Raw genomic sequence first — 17430 nt, 5'->3', positions numbered from 1 at the left:
ATATCGTTGTCTTCACTACACTCTCAGTGTCAGGCATGGTCCCTCGCGACCGGCGCCACTTCCCCACTGTGCCTCATGAAGAAAACCATTCTGCAGAACGGACCTCTGATGCCCGACCTGGAAGCCCGGCTGGCGGAGGGATACGACGTCCTCCGGCTCGACGGCGGGTCCGACGCACGGGCACTTGCCCGCCGCCATGGGGAGAACGTCAGCGCGCTGGTCACCTCGGCGCCGGTAGGCGCCGACGCCGCGCTGATCGAGGCGCTGCCGCGCCTTGAGCTGATCGCGAGTTTCGGTGTCGGCTACGACAAGATTGCGCTCGATACCGCGCGCCGCCGCGGCGTGAAGGTGGCCTACACGCCGAACGTGCTCAATGACTGCGTCGCCGATCTTGCCTTCGGCCTGGTCATCGATGTGGCGCGCGGCATCAGCGCCGCCGACCGCTATGTCCGACGCGGCGAATGGCCGAATGCGCGCTTCCCGGTACGCACGCGGGTCAGCGGAAAGAACATGGGCATCGTCGGCCTCGGCAGGATAGGCCAGGCCGTCGCCCGCCGCGCCGCAGGCTTCGACATGAACATCGCCTACAACAACCGCCGGCCGGCCGATTCGCCGCATCGCTTCGAACCGTCGCTGGCGGCGCTGGCGAACTGGGCCGACTTCCTCGTGGTGACGGTGGCCGGCGGCGAACATACCAAGGGCCTGATCTCGCGCGAAATCCTGGCCGCGCTCGGCCCGCAAGGCTATCTGATCAACGTTTCGCGGGGCACCGTGGTGGATGAGAGCGCGCTGGTCGACGCCCTCCGCGCCGGGGCGATCGCCGGCGCCGGGCTGGACGTGTTCGACAAGGAACCGCATGTTCCGCCCGCGCTGCTCGGTCTCGACAATGTCGTGCTGCTGCCCCACATCGCCAGCGGCACGACGGAAACCAGGGCCGCCATGAGCGAACTGGTGCTGGCCAATCTGGCCTCGTATTTCTCATCCGGCGAACTCGTCACGCCGGTTGCCTGACGACGGGCACAATCATTACAGACAAGGAGACACGCATGAAAAAAATCTTGCTGGCGGCACTGACGTCGCTCTGCGCGCTGGCGTCCGCACCGGCCGCACTGGCCCAGGCGTCGCCCAACTATCCCGTCAAGCCGATCAGGATCGTCGTGCCCTTCCCCGCGGGCGGCACCTCCGATGTGCTGGCCCGGATGGTGGGTCAGAAACTGACCGAGGCCTGGGGACAGCCGGTGATCGTGGACAACCGGCCCGGCGCCAACGGCAATATCGGCGCCGACCATGTCGCCAAGGCCGATCCCGACGGCTACACCTTGCTGCTGATGGACATGGGCAACCTGACCATCAGCCCCACCCTCTATCCGAAACTGCCCTTCAATCCGCAGGTGCACCTGGCGCCGGTGACGATGCTCGCCTACTCGCCGCACCTGCTCGTGACCAGCAGTGCGCTGCCGGTCAAGACCACGGCGGAGCTGATCGCGCATTCCAAGGCAACCCGGGGCAAGCTCAATTTCGCGGCCGCGGCGGGCACGGGCAGCGCGCCTCACCTGGCCGGCGTGCTGTTCGCGCAGCGCACCGGCGCGGAATGGGGCTACATCCCCTACAAGGGCGGCGCCCAGGCGCTCGCCGACCTCATCAGCGGGCAGATCGACGCGACGATGAACGGCATGGTCGCCACCTATCCGCATGTGAAGACCGGGAAAATCCGCCTGCTCGCGGTGTCGAGCAAGAACCGCCTGCCCCAGCTGCCCGATGTGCCGACGATAGGCGAAACCGTCCCCGGTTTCGTCTCCGGCAGCTGGCAGGGCGTGATGGCGCCGGCGGGCACGCCGAAGCCCGTGATCGCGAAGCTCAACGCGGAGATGGCACGCATCGTGAAGCTGCCCGATGTGGTCGAGAAAATGGCGGCCCAGGGCGCCGAACCCCAGACCAACACGCCCGAGGAATTCTCCGCATGGATGAAGTCCGAGATCGCGCACTGGGGCAAGGTCATTACCGACGCAAAAATCACGCTCGACTGAGCGCTCGGGGGCGGCGCGCTCCGCAGGCTCAGTCATCGCGCGCGCTTCGCACGTGCCGGCCGGGTGCGCTGCGCCTGATGCCCGAATCGCTCGAGCATGAAGGCGATGAAGGTCTGCATCTTGGGCGTCGGCTGGTGGTCGCGCCGGTAGATGAGCGACATCGGCCTCGGCTCCGGCAGGTAATCGGGCATCAGCACAACCAGGCGCCCCGCATCGATATCCTCGCGCAGCAGCATTTCCGGCTGCATCGCGATGCCGTGTCCGGCGATCGCCGCCATCCGCAGCGCCTGGCCATTGTTGGAGCGGAAGCGGCTCGCCGGAAATTCCCCTTCGATGCCTTTCAGATTCCAGTGCACGCGCCTGCCATGCGGCGAGAAGTCCAGGCACTGGTGGCGCGCGAGGTCGGCCGGCCTGCGCGGGACGCCCGCCTTGCTCAGGTACTCCGGTGAGGCGCACATCACCATCTGGTAAGGCATCAGTGGCCGCGCCACCATCGTCGAGTCCTGCAGATCACCGATTCTCACCGCGGCATCGAAGCCCTCCTCCACCAGGTCCACCACGCGATCGCTCAGGTTCAGATCCACGCCGACCTCCGGGTAGGCGGCGAGATATTCAGTGATCGCGGGCGCCAGCCGCTGGGTGCCGAAGGATACCGGCGCGCTGATGCGCAAGCTGCCGCGCGGCGCGCTGCGCAGCGCCTCCGCGCCAGACTCCGCCGCGCGGATCTCGGCAAGGATGAGCCGGCAGCGTTCCGCATACGCGCGCCCGGCCTCGGTCAGGCTCTGGCGGCGCGTGGTGCGGCTGATCAGGCTGATGCCCAGCCTTTGCTCGAGCTGGCGCACATGCTTGCCGACCATGACGGCCGACATGCCGAGCGACTCCGATACCGCCGCGAAGCTGCCCGCGTTGGCCACCGCCACAAACACTTCCATGCTCCGCAGTCTGTCCATGATTAGAAATCCGTAGTTAGGAATGAACGTCATGTTAGTCCATTTATTCCTGACCGGGCGGAATCCACAATGGCTGCACCGGTGAGACACACCGGCAAGTCAACCACTACTGAGGAGAATGCAATGAAAGTCATCGTCATCGGCGGCAACGGCACCATCGGACGCGCGGTCGTCGAGGAGCTGGGACAGCGTCACGACATCGTCAGCGTCGGACAGTCGAGCGGCGAACTGCGGGTGGACATGACCCGCCCCGAGAGCGTGCAGCAACTGTTTCGCAAGACCGGGCCGGTGGACGCCGTCGTCGTCGCCGCCGGCAAGCTGCATTTCGGTGCGCTGGCCGAACTGACGGCGGAGCAGCTCGCAGTGGGCCTCCAGGACAAGCTGATGGGACAGGTCAACATTGCGCTCGCCGCACAGCACCACCTCAGGGACGGCGGCTCCATCACGCTCACCAGCGGCATCGTGTCGGACGAGCCGATCCGCTTCGGCGTGAATGCGACGATGGTCAATGCCGCCGTGGACGGCTTCGTCCGCGCGGCCGCGATCGAGCTGTCCCGGGGCTTGCGCATCAATGCCGTCAGCCCGAACGTGCTGGTCGAATCCATGCCGGCCTACGGTCCCTACTTCCTCGGCTTCGAGCCGGTGACGGCGGCGCGCACCGCGAAGGCCTACAGCCGGAGCGTGGATGGCTTGCAGACGGGGCAGGTGTACCGGGTGTGGTGAGCTGGCCGGGCAGCGAGCGCGGCCGGAGGACGTCCGGCGCGCGCTTGCCGCATCCGCCTCTGGCAATGCCCGTGCCGGCGGGCATCGCGCCCAGTCCCTTTTGGGGCCGAACTCCTGAACGCAATAGCACGGGAACCGCTGTATGCATATACAGTCATACCGGATTTAGCGAGAGGAGATTGCCATGACCACGAAACGCCAGCCGCACGCCGCGGAAACCGGCAACATGATCAAGGACCCGAAGGACTGGAAGACCGGGGATGAACCGATGACCGGCGCACAGCGCTCCTATCTCGGGACGCTGGCGCAGGAAGCCGGAGAAGAAGTGCCCCCGGATCTTTCCAAGGCCGAGGCGGCTGAGAAAATCGAGGAACTGCAGGAGCAGACAGGAAGGGGCAAGTAGGCCCGCCATGCCGAGAACGCTGAACAGGTACCGTGACGGCATCCCGGCGGGCGCGGTTTTTATCGGTCGCCCCAGCAAATGGGGAAATCCTTTCGTGATCGGCAAGGACGGCACGAGGGCCGAGGTCATCGCCCGCTACCGGGCGTGGCTGCTCGGCCGTCCCGGGCTGCTCGCCGCGGCGAGAACGGAACTGGCAGGCAGGGATCTCGTGTGCTTTTGCTCGCCCCGGCCTTGCCACGGCGATGTGCTGATCGAAGTGGCCAACCGGCCGTCACCGCCCTCGCCCTGACACGCGGCGCGGCTCTCGACGCCGGGCTTTTCCCATCGCGGGACGAGTGCGCTCCGGGGACCGCATGCCCCGGGGGCTGCGATCAGCACGGGGTGCGGGCCGTGGCACACCGGGGCTGACCGGTCATCCTCCCCGCGCAGTTCCGCCCGCCTGGTTCTGTCCGTCGGATTTCTTCTTCTGTCCCGGCGCATCGGTCTTGCCGCGTGCGCCGCCCGATTTGTCGCGGGCGTATCCGGATGCACCCGGGGCGGGTTCGGCCGTGCTGCCCGATGAATCCGATGTGCTCTTTCCGCTCGGCCCGCTCGCGCTTGCGCTGCTGCCCGGGCCGCTCGCGCTGGTGGCGGTGCCGCCCCGGCTGCTCTCCGTGCCGGCGGATGAGCCGCCGCTGCCGAGCGTCGACGCGCTGACGCCGCTTCCGGCAGTGGCGCTTCCGCCGCTGCCGCTGGCGCTGGAACTGCCGGCCGCGCCGCCGGAGCCGCCGGTGCTGGTGCCGCTGGTGGTGCTGCTGCTGCTGCTCTGCGCCTTGCGCACACCCGTGCCGCCATCGGCATGACGTCCGGCGGCGAAGCCGCTGCTTTCAGTAGTGCTGCTGCCGCCCGAAGTGGCGCCCTGCGCATGCAGGTTCATGGACACCGAGACGGCGAGTGCGCCCGCAAGCAGGCTGATGCCAATACCGGGTTTCATGTTGCATCTCCTTGTGCTGTGCCCGCCCCGGCGATGATTGCGCGCCGCGTGCGGGCGATGCGCGTCCCCCGGGAGGAATCGCGCGGATGAATCACCGTGCCTGAATCAGCAGCGACCCTGCTTTTCCAGTCCGGGCGGGCAGTCCTTGCTGTTCTTGTGCACTTTGCGACCCTTCTTGCCGCCGGCGTCGTCGTCCACGGCCGTGCTGCCCGCAGCGCCGGCGCCGACGGCGGATCCGCTGCCGCCGGACGTCGCGCCCGAACCCCTGGCACCGTGTGCGCCCGAGGCATCGCCCGCGCCGGCGGAACTGCCGCCGGTACCCACCGCGGAACCCGTCGAGCCGCCGCCCGCCGAACTGCCGCCGGTACCGATCGTCGATGCGCCTGAGCCGACGGACCCTCCGGAACCGCTTCCGGCGGAGCTGCCGGTCGTCCCTAACGATGAGCCGGTCGACCCGCCGCCGGCGCTGCTGCCGCCCGTGCCGAGCGTGGAGGAACTGCCGGAAGACTGATCGCCGCCCGCGCTGCTGCCACCGGTACCGAGCGCCGAACTGCTCGATCCGTTGCCGGCAGCGCTTGCGCCCGTGCCGAGCGTGCTGGAACTGCCCGAGGATGGAGACCCGGCGGTGCTGCCGCCGGTACCCAGCGAGGAGCTGGCAGCGCCGTTTCCGGCACTGCTGCCGCCCGTGCCGAGAGTCGTGCTTGTCTGTGCAACAGCGGTTGCCGAGGCGGCGGTGAAGAAGACCGCCATGAGGTAAGAGAGTCGCTCGTTCTTGCGTCGCATATGATTCCTCCAAACGAAATACAGGGTGCTCCCTGAACAGAAATCACGTCACAGGGATACCTTCAATCGACTCCTGTTGATGCGCCGGTGTTCTGTCCATCTCGTAACAGATTGTCAGACTGCACGATCTTCGATCTGGATCATGCGTGCGAGGGAACCGTTGCGCGACGTCCTTCCCTGCATGGCGCCGGGTAAAGAACGATCCCCTTGCGGCTCCGTCTGACATGAAATGGGATCAGGCGGAAAGGAAGACTATCGTGACGGTGCTGGTATCGGTAAAGATCAACGACGGCGTGGTCATGGCCACCGACAGTGCGAGCTCCTTCGCAAGCGGCATGGTCTACAACAGTTCGCGCAAGATCATCCATCTGCGCGAGGACCTGCCGGTCGCCGCGATGGTGACGGGCGCGGGAGGCATCGGCAACGAGTCGGTGGCGACGCTGCTCAAGGACCTCGGCCGGCGTTTCAGCGGGCACGACGCCGACCATGCGGACTGGCGCATCGATGCAGGCAATTACGACGTCGAGGGCATCGCGTCGCGCCTGCGGCAGTTTCTCTTTGAAGAGAAGGCGGTGCCGCACGGCGCGACCACATGGACCAAGGTGCGGATATGCGGTTATTCGGCGGGACGTCCGCTGGCGGAGGTCTGGGAAGTCAACATGATGGGCGAGCACTGCCCCGCGCCGTCATGCATACAGGCGGAACAGGAGTTCGGTCTGCGCTGGGACGGCGAGTATGAAGCGCTGGACCGCCTGGTATTCGGGCTGGGGACCCGGTTCAACGAGATCGTCGTGCGGCAGGGCATGAGCGAAGAGGATGCCGCCAGGCTGCGCGAAAGCCTCGTTCCCGAGCTGTACGAACTGCTCTTCATCGAGGCGATGCCCCTGCAGGACGCGATCGACCTCGCCCGCTATCTGGTGGAGACGACGATAGGCTTCATCAAGTTCTCGGTGTCGCGGCCGAAGATAGTCGGCGGACCGATCGAGATCGCCGCAATCAGCAAGCACGAAGGCTTTCAGTGGGTGCAAGTCAGCGGCCGGAATCCCGGCGCGTGACTTTCGACGCCGGATGGGACCGATGCTACGGAAACCGTTGCACAGTGGCGTGATCGGTCCGGCGTGGAAGGAACGCGGACGCGCTGCTAGTCGGTATGCGGCGCGCTGAAGGTCGCCTTGTTCATGAGCAGCGGGTTGCCCGCCACCCTTGCGCCGACGAGCCGCCTGGCGACGCCGCTGATCTTCGCTTCATACGCATGAAAGATGCCGAGCAGGCCGCCTCCTGCGTCGTCCATGGATTTCAGCTGCGACAGCGTCTGCAGGGCGTCGCGCGTGACGACGCAATTCCGGCGGACGGATTCGACGGTCACGCTGAAGAGTATGCCGTCCTGGGTGAGGCGCGGCTGGGTTGTTGTGCTTGTCATGATGTTTTCCTGATTGGGTTGAGCGGCGGGCGGCGCATGCGCCCCGATCGCTGAAGTCGTACCGCAAGTCGTTACGCGGCGAGCGGATGCCGGCGTCGCCTGCGCGGGCACCGGTGCGGTGGTTCCTGGTACAACACCGGTATGTGGAGGGGATTCGTCCGCAGGAGGTCTTGGAGGAAAACTCGCGGCCGGCAGGGATGTGGTTGATGAACGATGCAGGCGCCGTCGAGTTGCTGCCAGTATGACAGCAAGAAGCCGCTTCGGTTTGAATTGGCTGAAAAATAAAATTGCCCGAGATACTCGTTCGCCCCGGCACGCCGCATGACCTCGCGTTTTTTTCGGTGGCGCATGACCGCGGTGAAACCTTGGCGCGGCGTTCATCGCGGCCTTCTCCGAACCAAAGCCACCCTGCCACGTCAATCAGACACCCGGCGAAGCGCCTCACGCAGCATCAACCAATGGGACACCATGAACATGCGATCCGAACCTTCCCTGCAATCGATCGATCAGTCCGCCGTGGCCGACGAACTGGCCGCGGCGCTCATTGCCGTCGTCTCCGACGCATCGAGCGCCGACTCCGCCCTCGCCGGCCTGAAAAAGGCCAGGGACGACTCGGTCCCGGCGGCGCAGCGCGCCGCAGTGGCGGCCCTGCAGGCATATGGCGCCGAATGCGCGGCCGATGTGCTGGCAGCCGGACTCGATCCCGAGGCGAAGGACAGGGCCGGCCGCCTGCATGACGAACTGGAGGCGGAATCCGGCGATGACATCCTCGCGCTCCTGCGATCGGACGGCGACGCGGCCCGGGAATTCACGTCGAGACTGTCTCTGCGGATCGCAGACCGGTGCGCGGAAATGGTCGCCGCCGAGATCGAGCGGGACAAGCAGGGCCGTTTCACCATCCTGAATGAGGAAGACGCGGCGATTTTCGCGTCGCAGCGCGAAGCCCATCGCGCGCAGCGTGTCGAGGCGGCAAGCAGTTTCCTGGCATCGCTGCCGCAGCGCTATCCTTCGTTCGGCGCGGCACTGTTCGCCGATATCCGCAGCGAGGTTCAGCGTCAGGTGGAAGAGCGGCACAAGCGGCCCGACATACACGAGGCGGTCGCGTCGCTGTTCCAGGCTGCGCTGGACCGCATGCCCGCGCCGGCACGCGAAGCCGTGGAGCGCGCGGGACAGCCGCGGCACTGAGCTCGGGGCGCCACGGACTCACTCGTTCTGCGGTCTGGCGGAATGCTGCATGATGTCCGCCACGTCCTGCCGGGCATTGAATTGCTCTGCTCCCGCCCTGTACAGGACCGCGCCGACGTGCACCAGCGTCTCGAAGTTCTCCTTGGACAGTCTGCCGCGCGATTCCGCCAGGAGATCGGCCAGCACGAGGATGGTTTCGTGGGCGGGTGTTGCTTCTGGCGGCAACCCGGCCGCCTCGTGCCGGAACATCTCCAGTATCTCGTCTTGCGTCATGTCTGCTCCCGGTCTGAAGCGGCCCAGTCTACGCGCTTTGCCGCGGCCCGCCCATTTGTTTCGGCCCATCCCCGCCGAGGACGCGCGGCTTCCCGCCGAGGACGCGCGGCTTCCGTATAATGCCCGCTTCCTTTCCTGTCTTGCCGTCCCCGCCATGTCCGATCCCGATTCCGATCTTCCCATCCACCAGGACCGACTCTGGAAGGACGACGGCTGGACCGCGCGCGTCATCAAGAACGAGGATGACGAAGGCTGGGCGGTCGCCATGTACAAGGACGGCGAGTCCGAGCCGGCGCTGGTCGGCCCCTGGACCATGGGACGCGACAAGAAGAATCCGAAACCGCTCGATGCCGGCGCCTTCTCGACCCTGGTCAAGACGGCATCCGAAGTCTTGCGCCGCCACGAGCAGCAGCTGCAGGCATCGCTCAACAAGAGCGTCGGCATTTCCGTCGGCGACGCCTCGCTGACCGTCACGCTCACCATCGTGCCCGACGATTACGAACCCTACGCGGTGCTCAGGGCGCTGGACGAGCACGGCGAGGCGATCGCCGAGAAGCGCGTCGCGCCGACGTTCAGGCTGAACCGCCAGACTGCCTCGGAATGGGCGGAGAAGAATTTCGCCTGACCGGCGGGGCCGCCGAATTGCTCTCTTGCACGGGAGCCAACAGGGATAAAATGCCGGTTCCCGGCTGCGCCGCCGCAACGCCTGTTTTTGCCTCTCTCGCCTGAACAGACCGTCCTGCACCGGCCGCCGCATCGACAACCCAGCCCGGCGCGCCCGGCGAGTATTCATGCAAACATCCGTCGGATCGTTCTTTCAGCGTCTGATCCAGAGCCGGGCCGCGGCGTCGGGCAAGCTGTCCAGCGCCGGGCGCCGCGTCAAGCTGGAGTTGCTGCTGCAGCGGGGCAGCCCCGCGCGGACTCTCTACTCCCTGCCGTTCGCGACCTCGATGCTGGCGATCTTTTACATGCATCGTCCGTCGGCGGCGATCGTCGCATGGTGCGCCATCCTGTACCTGCTGAAGGGGTTCAATTATCTCGAGACCCGGAAGCTCAACGAGCGCGGTCCGATCGAGGACCATGAGCTGGCCCCGATGCTGGCCCGCCGCACCGTCTATCTCTTCGTGTTCGGCTGCTACTGGGGCGCCACGCCGTGGGTAGTCATGCCCTTCGACGAGCCGGGCTACGTCGCGCTGATGTCGACCTTCATCGTGGCGGCGATTTCGACCGGGGCCGCGATGCTGGCCTCGCATCGGCGCACCACGGCGGTCTTCATCCTGCCCGCCGGCCTGGGGCTGATTTCAGCGCTGGTGTGGGCGGGCGGCGTGGTGCAGTGGATTCTCGCCCTGGGCCTGGCGCAGTTCCTGGCGATCATACTCAAGTGGACCTTCCAGCAGGCGCACCTGCTGGAAGAAGCGCTCAACGTGCGCTTCGAAAAGGAGGATCTCGCGCGCCGCCTGGCGCAGCAGGTGGCGCTGGTCGAAGAGGCCAACCGCGAGAAAAGCCGCTTCCTTGCATCCGCCAGTCACGACCTGCGTCAGCCGCTGCATGCGATCTCGCTGTTCACCTCCGTGCTGCAGCGGTCCGAGACCGACCCCGCGCGCGCGCAGACGGTGGACCAGCTCGGCAATTCCGTCGCCATGCTTTCCCAGTCGCTCGACGCGATGCTGGACGTTTCGAGACTCGATGCCGGCGCGGTGCAGCCCCGCCTGGAGGCGCTCAGCGTGCATGAGCTTTTCATGTCGCTACACACGACATTCGCCGGGCGCGCGCAGGAGAAAGGCCTGCAACTGCGCCTGCGCGCGCCGGGCGACCTGGCCGTTCTCAGCGATCCGCAACTGCTCGAGCGCCTGCTGGGCAACCTGATTGACAATGCGCTCAAGTACACGGAACGCGGCGGCGTGCTGGTCGCGGCCCGCGTGCAGGCGGCGGGCAAGGATGAACGGGTGCGCTTCGAGATCGTCGACACCGGCATCGGCATTCCGCAGCAGTATCACGACCTCGTGTTCGACGAGTTCTACCAGCTGGGCAATCCGGAGCGGGACCGGCGCCGCGGACTGGGCATCGGACTGTCCATCGTCAAGCGGCTGTCGGAGCTGCTTGCGCATCCGGTCGCGCTCGATTCCCAGCCCGGCCGGGGGACGCGATTCAGGGTCTGGGTGCCGCGTGCGAACGTGCACGCGGGCCGGGGCGGCACCTGCGGGGCCGGACAGCGGCAGGATATGCCTTTCCATGGCGCGCTGCCGGCGCACGTGCTGGTCCTAGACGACGAGCCGGACAGCCGCGAAGCACTCGCGAGCCTGTTGCGGTCCTACGGCTGCGAAGTGCTCACCGCCGCCAGCGTCGAGCATGCCGAGCGGCTCTGGCGGCAGCAGGCGGTGGATGCGGTGGTGGCGGATTTCCGCTTGCCGGGCGAGCGCAGCGGCCTGGATTTCCTGCTGCAGGTGCGTGCCGACACGCCGAACGTGCGCACCCTGCTGGTAACGGGGGAGACAGCCCCGCAGCGCATCGCCGCGATCAAGGCCAGCGGCGTGCCCTGCCTGTTCAAGCCCGTGCTCGCGCAGCGTCTGCTCGATGCGCTGGCCGCCTGAGAACGAGGGCATGCGCCGCCATGACGGTAACTCTTTGACATCATCCCGTAACAAGCCTGGACCACAATGAGCCCTCCTCCCACGGCACAAGGAAACTTGCATGAAACTGACTTCGATCGCGGTTTTGCTTGCATCCGCCTGCTCGCTCCTTCCGGCACAGGCCTTGAGCACTAACATGAATGTCCCGCATCCTCACCTGCCCAAGATGCTCGTGATCGGCCATCGCGGCGCGAGCGCGCTGCGGCCCGAGCATACGCTGGCCGCCTACACCAAGGCGGTCGAGGACGGCGCCGACGTGATCGAGCCGGACCTCGTCAGCACGCGCGACGGCGTGCTCGTCGCCCGCCACGAGAACGAGATTTCCGGCACCACCGACGTCGCGGACCGGCCCGAGTTTGCCGGCCGCAAGACCACCAAGACGATCGATGGCGTCGCCATCACCGGCTGGTTCACCGAAGACTTCACCCTCGCGGAACTGAAGACCCTGCGCGCACGGGAAAGAATTCCCGCGAACCGCCCGGCCAACACCCAGTACAACGGCCAGTTCGAGATCCCGACGCTGCAGGAGATCATCGATCTCGCCAGGCGCCTGTCGCAGGAGACCCGGCGCACCATCGGCATCTATCCGGAAACCAAGCATCCGAGCTATTTCAAGTCGATAGGATTGCCGCTTGAAAAGCGCCTGGTCGATACCCTGCATGCCAACGGCTATCGCGGCAAGCATGCGCCGGTGTTCATCCAGTCGTTCGAAGTGTCCAACCTGCGCGAGATGCGCGGCATGACCGATCTGCCGCTGGTGCAACTGCTGTCGGCGAGCGGGCAGCCGGAAGACTTCCGCTTGTCGGGCGACAGCCGCGGCTACCGCGACATCGCCAGCGCGGCGGGACTGCTGGAAGTGGCGAGCTACGCAAACGGAATCGGCCCGGCGAAGGACATGGTGATCCCGCGCGACGCCGCCGGCAATCTCGGACAGCCGACCACGCTCGTGAAGGATGCGCATGCGGCGAAGCTGCTCGTGCATCCCTATACCTTCCGTCCGGAAAATCCTTTCCTGCCGACGAACCTGCGCCTGGGCGACCCGAAGTCGCCGTCGACGCGCGGCAACCTGGCCGCCGAGATCAGGGCATTTCTCGAGGCCGGGGTCGACGGCATTTTCATCGATGACCCGGCGGTCGGCCGGGCGGTGTTCGATACCCGCGGCAAGAAGTAGCAGGGCCTGAAAGCGCCGGGGCGATGTGCGCGCCCCGGCGGGCATGCGCCTGTTGCGCATCGCTTGCGGAAAGGAAGTATTGCCGGCGGCACGCGGCCGCGCTCCGGCCGCTGCATACTTTACTGGCAAAGCGCGGTCCAAGCGCTACGGTGTATGGATGCAGGCGACTTCCGCCTGCGTCCATGACCGAAACGGACCGCGATGAAAGACGCCACGCCATCACATGAAAAGCCGCCCGCGCCGTCCGCTCTGCACGCGGCGGCCGAGAACGCGCAGGCATGCGATGTCCAGGGCGAGATCGCCCGCTACAAGCGGAACCAGGAACGCCTGGAGAGCCTGCTCAACGCGGCCAGGACAGAGTACCGCTCCACCTTCGAACTGGCCGCCGTCGGCATCGCGCACGTCGCTCCCGACGGCACTTTCCTGCGGGTCAATCCCTATATCTGCCGGATGCTCGGCTACGCCGCCGATGAAATGCTCGGCAAGAGCTTCCAGGACGTGACCTATCCCGACGACCTGGCCGGAGATCGCGAAAAACTGAACGCCGTCCTTGCCGGCGAGCTGAACAGCTATGTCCTGGAGAAACGGTATATCCGCAAGGATGGAAGCACGGTGTGGGGGCATCTCACCGTGTCGCTGGTGCGCGACCAGTACGGGCGGCCGGTGTATTTCATCGCCGTCGTCAAGGATATCGATGAGCGGCGCCGCGCGGTCGATGCGCTGGCACGAAGCCGCGCAAGACTGAAGGCGGTCCTGGAAACCCTGTCCGAGGGCGTCCTGGTGTTCGATGCCGGCGGCCACGTGCTGGAAGCGAACTCGGTCGCGATGGCGCTTTTCGGCTATCAGCGGCAGGAGGAGATTTCAGGCAGCCTGGAAGACCTCGACAAGACTTTCGATGTATTCGATCCGGAGGGCAAGCGGGTTCCTCCCGCCGACTGGCCGGTCCGGCACCTGCTGCGCGGCGAGCCGGTCAACGGCGTCGAACTGCTGGTGCAGCGCAAGGGGACGCAGCGGCGCTGGACCGGACGCTTCAGCGGATGGATGGTCAGGGTCGACCACAATGACTCGCCCCTGGCAGTGCTGACCGTCACCGACGTGACGTATCAGCGGCAGGCCGAGGCGGCGGTCCGCATCGGCAAGGAGCGCCTGCGCCTCGCCTTCGACAGCATTCCCGATCCAATGATCATCTACGACGGGAACATGCGGGTGCGCGCGGCCAACGAGGCACTGCTGCGGGAGACCGGCCTGCGCAAGGAAGACCTGATCGGCAGGAGGGATCACGAGTCCTGCTCCCTGTTCCTCGCGAGCGTGCGCCCCACGCTGGAGCGGGCGTTCCGGAGCGGAGTCGCGCAGTCGGACGACGTGGCCTTCTCCGACGGCGAGGCGCTGCGCAATCTGATGGTCACCTGCGTTCCCCTTCCCGGACCGGCGGGCTCGCAGCACGAGGTGATGGTGGTCTGCCACGAATACACCGAGCGCAGAAAGGCGGAAGAGAGCGCTCGGCACGCCGCCCTGCACGATCCGCTCACCGGCCTGCCGAACCGCGCGCTCCTGTTCGAGTACGCGCGCCATCTTTTCGCGGGCGCACGTCGGGCGGGTGAAACCGTGGCGGTGGCCTTCATCGACCTCGACCGTTTCAAGCCGATCAACGACATGCACGGGCACGCGGTCGGCGACGCGGTGCTGCGCGAGGTCTCGTCCCGGCTGCAGCGCTGCGTGCGCGGCGAGGACATCGTGTTCCGTCTCGGCGGCGATGAATTTCTCATCCTGCTTCCCGGCCTCGATCCGCGGCAGGAGCCGGAGGCCGTCGCCCGCCACATCCTCGACGCGCTGCAGGCGCCGTGCCGGGTGGGCGTGCTTGAAATCGGCCTGTCCGCGTCGATCGGCATCAGCCTGTTTCCCCTTCACGCTTCCGACATCGATGCGCTCGTCAGTCATGCCGACGCCGCGATGTACGAGGCCAAGCTGCGCGGGCGCAACCAGGTCCAGTCCTATACCCCGGAAGTGGCGGAAAAAGTGCGCAGCCATGTGCAGATAGAAGGCGTGCTGAAACAGGCCTTGCGGGAGAACGGGCTCTGCCTGCACTACCAGCCCGTCGTCGACATCCATACCGGCCGTCTCGTCAGCGTCGAAGCCCTGGTGCGGTTCGCCGACGGCGCCTGGCCGCCCGACCGCTTCGTGCCGATCGCCGAGTCGAGCGGGCTGATCGCGGAGCTTGGCGAATGGGTACTGGCCGAGGTCTGCCGGCAGCTGGCGAAATGGCGCCGTGAAGGCATGCCGCCGGTTCCGATCGCGATCAATGTGTCCGCCCTGCAGTTCCGCAACAACGTGTTCATGGAAAGCCTGTTCGCCGCGATCAAGGCCGGGCGGGTGCCCGCAGGGGAAATCCAGATCGAGCTGACCGAGACGGCCGTGATGGAAGACCTGCGGGTCGCGGTCGGCATGCTGCAGCGCCTGCGGGGCGAAGGCGTGAAAGTGGCGCTGGACGATTTCGGCACCGGTTACTCCAGCCTGAATTACCTGAGCCAGCTTCCGCTGGACAAGATCAAGGTCGACAAGACTTTCATCCACCGGCTTTTCACGGATGAAGCCAGCCGGGCGGTCACGGATTCCATCATCGCGCTCGGCCGCGCGCTGAACCTGGAGATCGTCGCCGAGGGTATCGAGTGCCGGGAAGAGCTCGCCTATCTGCGTGAGCTTGGTTGCGACCAGGCGCAGGGGTACTACCTCTGCCGGCCGATATCGGGAGACGAATTCAGCGCCTGGTACCGACGGCACGGCCAGGCGTGAGCGACGGCGTCGCCGTTGACTTCAGCTCCGCGCTGCCTGCGCGTGGCCGCATGGCGGGCCAGAAGAAAGGCACGCCGCTGCGCAGCCAGGCATCGTAGGCGCCGCCGTAGGCTTCCCGCAGGCGTGCTTCCTCGTGCAGGCTGCCGATCATCAGATAGGCGCTGCCGACCGCGCTGAACGCGAGGCGCCGCGTGGTCATGTGCGGCGTCAGCCAGAACAGCGGCACGCCCGCGAAATTGAGCGGATGCCTGCTGTAGCGAAACGGGCCGCCGGCCAGCAGCATGCCGTCGTCGCCGCACTCCGGCCCCTGTGCCGCCGGCGCCGCCGGCAATGCCAATCCGCGCCGCCAGGCCTGCAGCCTGTCGATGCCGGCCCAGCGCCTGAATCCGATCTCGCGCAATCCGGACAGCAGTTGCAACGCGCCGGCGGCCTGGCCCGCGCGCATCAGCAGCGCGCCCGGCCCGCGGATGCGATAGACGGTGCGCGTGGGCAGGCTGGCGCAATACGCCGCCAGCGCGCCAAAGGAAAGCAGCCCCTGGGCGACATAGAACACGCGGTAGGCCGCCGCCGCGCGTTCCGCGCCCAGCAGGCTTGCGGCGGCCCGCTTGGCCTGGCGGGTGGCGAGTGCGCTATGGATGACGGCAAAGGCAAGGGTGGCGATCGCTGTCCTGGCGGCGGTATGCATGTCGTGTGAATGGCAAGCTCAGGGGACCGATGCGCTGCAAATGCCGTGCCCGGACCGAGCCCTGCTTGCCTATTCCATGCCTGAGCTTCATCATTCCGGTTTTGCCCCGGAGCAGGGAATGAATGGTTGGTGGTACATCCGCGACGATGAACGGGTCGGCCCGGTGGGCGTCGACACGCTGCAGCAGCTCTATCACGAGGGGCTGATCGACGCGGCCAGCATGGTCTGGCAGGAAGGCATGGACCAGTGGGTGCCGCTGGACGAGGTGCCGGGCCTGAAGGAAGCGGTCCATGCCGTCCCGCCCCCTGCCCCGCTCGGCCGCGACGACGAGGCCCGCCATGCCCTGCCCCTCGCCGGACGCTGGCCGCGCTTTCTGGCGCGGGCATTCGACCTGTGGTGGGCATCGCTTGCCGTCAGCGCATCGCTCGGCTTCCTGCTCAGCCGGATGTTCGCCGGCTTCGTCGAATGGATGAACGGCCCCTTGTCGGCTGAACTGTTCATGCTCGCCTGCCTGCCCCTCGCGCTGGCGCTCGACGCGGTGATCTATTCGGTACTGGGCAATACGCCGGGCAAGGCCCTGCTCGGCCTGCGGGTGACATCGGTGCGCGGCGAGCTGCTGCCGCTCGACGCTTACCTGCGCCGCAACCTGCGGCTGTGGATGGCCGGCCTCGGATTCGGCATTCCGCCGGTTTCGCTTCTTACGATGGCCCGGCAGAGCAACCGCCTGGTCAAGGGACTGCAGGCGAGCTATGACGAAGCGGCCGGCCATCGCGTGCACGCGCGGGCGGCCGGCATCGGCAGGCGCGCCGCCTTCGGTGTGCTGTTCTGCGTATCGGTCGCTTCGCTCGCCGGCCTGCGGTACATGGAGCTGGAACGGGACAGGCAGCGCGTCGAAGCGGCGGCGCAGAAGTTCTACGTGTGGACCAACCCCGAGACCGAGCAGAATGTCATCGTCGACGCCCGCTGGCGTCTCGAGGCGCAGACCAACGACTATGGCACCCGCCTGTTCGTCTTTTCCGAGCTGACCGGCCGCGGGCAGATCATTTTCGGGCCGGAAGACGTGCCGAACGTCGACTTGCCCGATTACGCGAATGCCTTCCTGCAGAGCATGCGCAGCAGGATGCAGTTCAACGGCAGGGGCCGGTTCTTCGAGGAAGACGGCCTGCCGGTGTGGGAAGTCGAGGGCACGATGCCCGGCAAGAAGGGCAGCGTGCTGTCGGTACGCGTCATACAGCTCGACGATGTGTTCTGGCGTCTCATCGTGGTGAATCAGCCGCCGCTCGACTACTCGGCGCCGCTCGCCGACACCATGAAGAAATCGCTCTGGAACAGCGTGCTGCCGCAGGAACCGCGCCCGACCACCTGATGCGGCTTTCGCCCCCGGGCCGGATATAGCGCGCAATGCCCCACGCCACAA

Annotated in this window: 18 protein-coding genes; 13 read left to right on the top strand and 5 right to left on the bottom strand. The window is 66.6% G+C overall.

Annotated elements, in window-relative coordinates:
* The first annotated feature begins 75 nt into the window (after positions 1-75).
* Entirely contained in the window at positions 76-1011 is a 936-nt protein-coding gene (locus NCCP691_RS01460; RefSeq protein WP_220806452.1) for a 2-hydroxyacid dehydrogenase, read from the top strand.
* 35 nt (positions 1012-1046) lie between these two features.
* The gene (locus NCCP691_RS01455; RefSeq protein ID WP_220806451.1) at positions 1047-2027 is read left to right on the top strand and encodes a Bug family tripartite tricarboxylate transporter substrate binding protein; all 981 of its coding nucleotides are present in this window, start codon (positions 1047-1049) and stop codon (positions 2025-2027) included.
* A gap of 32 nt (positions 2028-2059) precedes the next feature.
* Here the strand turns inward: NCCP691_RS01455 and NCCP691_RS01450 are convergent, their stop codons facing one another.
* Complete coding sequence (locus tag NCCP691_RS01450; RefSeq protein WP_220806450.1) at positions 2060-2977, bottom strand: LysR family transcriptional regulator; 918 nt, start codon at positions 2975-2977, stop codon at positions 2060-2062.
* A gap of 123 nt (positions 2978-3100) precedes the next feature.
* Here NCCP691_RS01450 and NCCP691_RS01445 point away from each other — a divergent pair, with 123 nt between their 5' ends.
* The 4 genes from NCCP691_RS01445 (at position 3101) to NCCP691_RS01430 (ending at position 4945) form a co-directional block, all read left to right on the top strand.
* Positions 3101-3700 (top strand): short chain dehydrogenase, encoded by a 600-nt coding sequence (locus tag NCCP691_RS01445; protein ID WP_220806449.1) that lies wholly within the window; start codon positions 3101-3103, stop codon positions 3698-3700.
* Positions 3701-3884: 184 nt separating this feature from the next.
* Complete coding sequence (locus NCCP691_RS01440) at positions 3885-4103, top strand: DUF3072 domain-containing protein (RefSeq protein ID WP_220806448.1); 219 nt, start codon at positions 3885-3887, stop codon at positions 4101-4103.
* Between the two features lie 7 nt (positions 4104-4110).
* On the top strand, positions 4111-4392 hold the full coding sequence (locus NCCP691_RS01435) for a DUF4326 domain-containing protein (RefSeq protein WP_220806447.1): 282 nt from the start codon (positions 4111-4113) through the stop codon (positions 4390-4392).
* Between the two features lie 259 nt (positions 4393-4651).
* Positions 4652-4945: a hypothetical protein gene (locus tag NCCP691_RS01430; protein ID WP_220806446.1), complete on the top strand. Its 294-nt coding sequence runs from the start codon at positions 4652-4654 to the stop codon at positions 4943-4945.
* A 236-nt stretch (positions 4946-5181) separates the two neighbouring features.
* On the opposite strand, the gene NCCP691_RS21485 is transcribed toward NCCP691_RS01430, so the two are convergent.
* Positions 5182-5859 carry a hypothetical protein gene (locus tag NCCP691_RS21485; protein WP_220806445.1) on the bottom strand — a complete coding sequence of 226 codons (678 nt, stop codon included), beginning with the start codon at positions 5857-5859 and terminating at the stop codon, positions 5182-5184.
* Positions 5860-6083: 224 nt separating this feature from the next.
* Between NCCP691_RS21485 and NCCP691_RS01420 the strand changes: the two genes are divergently transcribed.
* Positions 6084-6914 (top strand): Ntn hydrolase family protein, encoded by an 831-nt coding sequence (locus tag NCCP691_RS01420; RefSeq protein ID WP_220806444.1) that lies wholly within the window; start codon positions 6084-6086, stop codon positions 6912-6914.
* A gap of 86 nt (positions 6915-7000) precedes the next feature.
* Here the strand turns inward: NCCP691_RS01420 and NCCP691_RS01415 are convergent, their stop codons facing one another.
* Complete coding sequence (locus tag NCCP691_RS01415; RefSeq protein ID WP_220806443.1) at positions 7001-7279, bottom strand: DUF1488 family protein; 279 nt, start codon at positions 7277-7279, stop codon at positions 7001-7003.
* A gap of 348 nt (positions 7280-7627) precedes the next feature.
* Here NCCP691_RS01415 and NCCP691_RS01410 point away from each other — a divergent pair, with 348 nt between their 5' ends.
* Positions 7628-8464 (top strand): hypothetical protein, encoded by an 837-nt coding sequence (locus tag NCCP691_RS01410; protein WP_220806442.1) that lies wholly within the window; start codon positions 7628-7630, stop codon positions 8462-8464.
* An 18-nt stretch (positions 8465-8482) separates the two neighbouring features.
* On the opposite strand, the gene NCCP691_RS01405 is transcribed toward NCCP691_RS01410, so the two are convergent.
* Complete coding sequence (locus NCCP691_RS01405) at positions 8483-8737, bottom strand: hypothetical protein (protein ID WP_220806441.1); 255 nt, start codon at positions 8735-8737, stop codon at positions 8483-8485.
* 154 nt (positions 8738-8891) lie between these two features.
* Here NCCP691_RS01405 and NCCP691_RS01400 point away from each other — a divergent pair, with 154 nt between their 5' ends.
* From NCCP691_RS01400 to NCCP691_RS01385, 4 genes are all read left to right on the top strand, one after another.
* Positions 8892-9362: a hypothetical protein gene (locus tag NCCP691_RS01400; protein WP_220806440.1), complete on the top strand. Its 471-nt coding sequence runs from the start codon at positions 8892-8894 to the stop codon at positions 9360-9362.
* Positions 9363-9528: 166 nt separating this feature from the next.
* Complete coding sequence (locus NCCP691_RS01395; protein ID WP_220806439.1) at positions 9529-11328, top strand: ATP-binding response regulator; 1800 nt, start codon at positions 9529-9531, stop codon at positions 11326-11328.
* Between the two features lie 100 nt (positions 11329-11428).
* Positions 11429-12538, top strand: coding sequence for a glycerophosphodiester phosphodiesterase (locus NCCP691_RS01390; protein ID WP_220806438.1), 1110 nt, complete (start codon positions 11429-11431; stop codon positions 12536-12538).
* Between the two features lie 201 nt (positions 12539-12739).
* The gene (locus tag NCCP691_RS01385) at positions 12740-15328 is read left to right on the top strand and encodes a sensor domain-containing protein (RefSeq protein WP_220806437.1); all 2589 of its coding nucleotides are present in this window, start codon (positions 12740-12742) and stop codon (positions 15326-15328) included.
* On the opposite strand, the gene NCCP691_RS01380 is transcribed toward NCCP691_RS01385, so the two are convergent.
* Positions 15294-16013 carry a methyltransferase family protein gene (locus NCCP691_RS01380; RefSeq protein WP_220806436.1) on the bottom strand — a complete coding sequence of 240 codons (720 nt, stop codon included), beginning with the start codon at positions 16011-16013 and terminating at the stop codon, positions 15294-15296. The genes NCCP691_RS01385 and NCCP691_RS01380 overlap by 35 nt on opposite strands.
* A 118-nt stretch (positions 16014-16131) precedes the next feature.
* Here NCCP691_RS01380 and NCCP691_RS01375 point away from each other — a divergent pair, with 118 nt between their 5' ends.
* The gene (locus tag NCCP691_RS01375; RefSeq protein WP_220806435.1) at positions 16132-17379 is read left to right on the top strand and encodes an RDD family protein; all 1248 of its coding nucleotides are present in this window, start codon (positions 16132-16134) and stop codon (positions 17377-17379) included.
* The last annotated feature ends 51 nt before the right edge of the window (positions 17380-17430 follow it).

This window comes from Noviherbaspirillum aridicola, from assembly GCF_019656455.1.
GTDB lineage: Bacteria > Pseudomonadota > Gammaproteobacteria > Burkholderiales > Burkholderiaceae_D > Noviherbaspirillum > Noviherbaspirillum aridicola.
This window is presented reverse-complemented; position numbering and strand designations above follow the sequence as displayed.

What these genes read in the sequence shown, in the direction of transcription:
- NCCP691_RS01405 (WP_220806441.1), bottom strand. Translation starts at nt 8,737, where the DNA reads ATGACGCAAGACGAGATACTGGAGATGTTCCGGCACGAGGCGGCCGGG.
- NCCP691_RS01395 (WP_220806439.1), top strand. Translation starts at nt 9,529, where the DNA reads ATGCAAACATCCGTCGGATCGTTCTTTCAGCGTCTGATCCAGAGCCGG.
- NCCP691_RS01380 (WP_220806436.1), bottom strand. Translation starts at nt 16,013, where the DNA reads ATGCATACCGCCGCCAGGACAGCGATCGCCACCCTTGCCTTTGCCGTC.
- NCCP691_RS01385 (WP_220806437.1), top strand. Translation starts at nt 12,740, where the DNA reads ATGAAAGACGCCACGCCATCACATGAAAAGCCGCCCGCGCCGTCCGCT.
- NCCP691_RS01445 (WP_220806449.1), top strand. Translation starts at nt 3,101, where the DNA reads ATGAAAGTCATCGTCATCGGCGGCAACGGCACCATCGGACGCGCGGTC.
- NCCP691_RS01440 (WP_220806448.1), top strand. Translation starts at nt 3,885, where the DNA reads ATGACCACGAAACGCCAGCCGCACGCCGCGGAAACCGGCAACATGATC.
- NCCP691_RS01420 (WP_220806444.1), top strand. Translation starts at nt 6,084, where the DNA reads ATGAAATGGGATCAGGCGGAAAGGAAGACTATCGTGACGGTGCTGGTA.
- NCCP691_RS01410 (WP_220806442.1), top strand. Translation starts at nt 7,628, where the DNA reads ATGACCGCGGTGAAACCTTGGCGCGGCGTTCATCGCGGCCTTCTCCGA.
- NCCP691_RS01450 (WP_220806450.1), bottom strand. Translation starts at nt 2,977, where the DNA reads ATGGACAGACTGCGGAGCATGGAAGTGTTTGTGGCGGTGGCCAACGCG.
- NCCP691_RS01375 (WP_220806435.1), top strand. Translation starts at nt 16,132, where the DNA reads ATGAATGGTTGGTGGTACATCCGCGACGATGAACGGGTCGGCCCGGTG.
- NCCP691_RS01460 (WP_220806452.1), top strand. Translation starts at nt 76, where the DNA reads ATGAAGAAAACCATTCTGCAGAACGGACCTCTGATGCCCGACCTGGAA.
- NCCP691_RS01415 (WP_220806443.1), bottom strand. Translation starts at nt 7,279, where the DNA reads ATGACAAGCACAACAACCCAGCCGCGCCTCACCCAGGACGGCATACTC.
- NCCP691_RS01400 (WP_220806440.1), top strand. Translation starts at nt 8,892, where the DNA reads ATGTCCGATCCCGATTCCGATCTTCCCATCCACCAGGACCGACTCTGG.
- NCCP691_RS01455 (WP_220806451.1), top strand. Translation starts at nt 1,047, where the DNA reads ATGAAAAAAATCTTGCTGGCGGCACTGACGTCGCTCTGCGCGCTGGCG.
- NCCP691_RS21485 (WP_220806445.1), bottom strand. Translation starts at nt 5,859, where the DNA reads ATGCGACGCAAGAACGAGCGACTCTCTTACCTCATGGCGGTCTTCTTC.
- NCCP691_RS01435 (WP_220806447.1), top strand. Translation starts at nt 4,111, where the DNA reads ATGCCGAGAACGCTGAACAGGTACCGTGACGGCATCCCGGCGGGCGCG.
- NCCP691_RS01390 (WP_220806438.1), top strand. Translation starts at nt 11,429, where the DNA reads ATGAAACTGACTTCGATCGCGGTTTTGCTTGCATCCGCCTGCTCGCTC.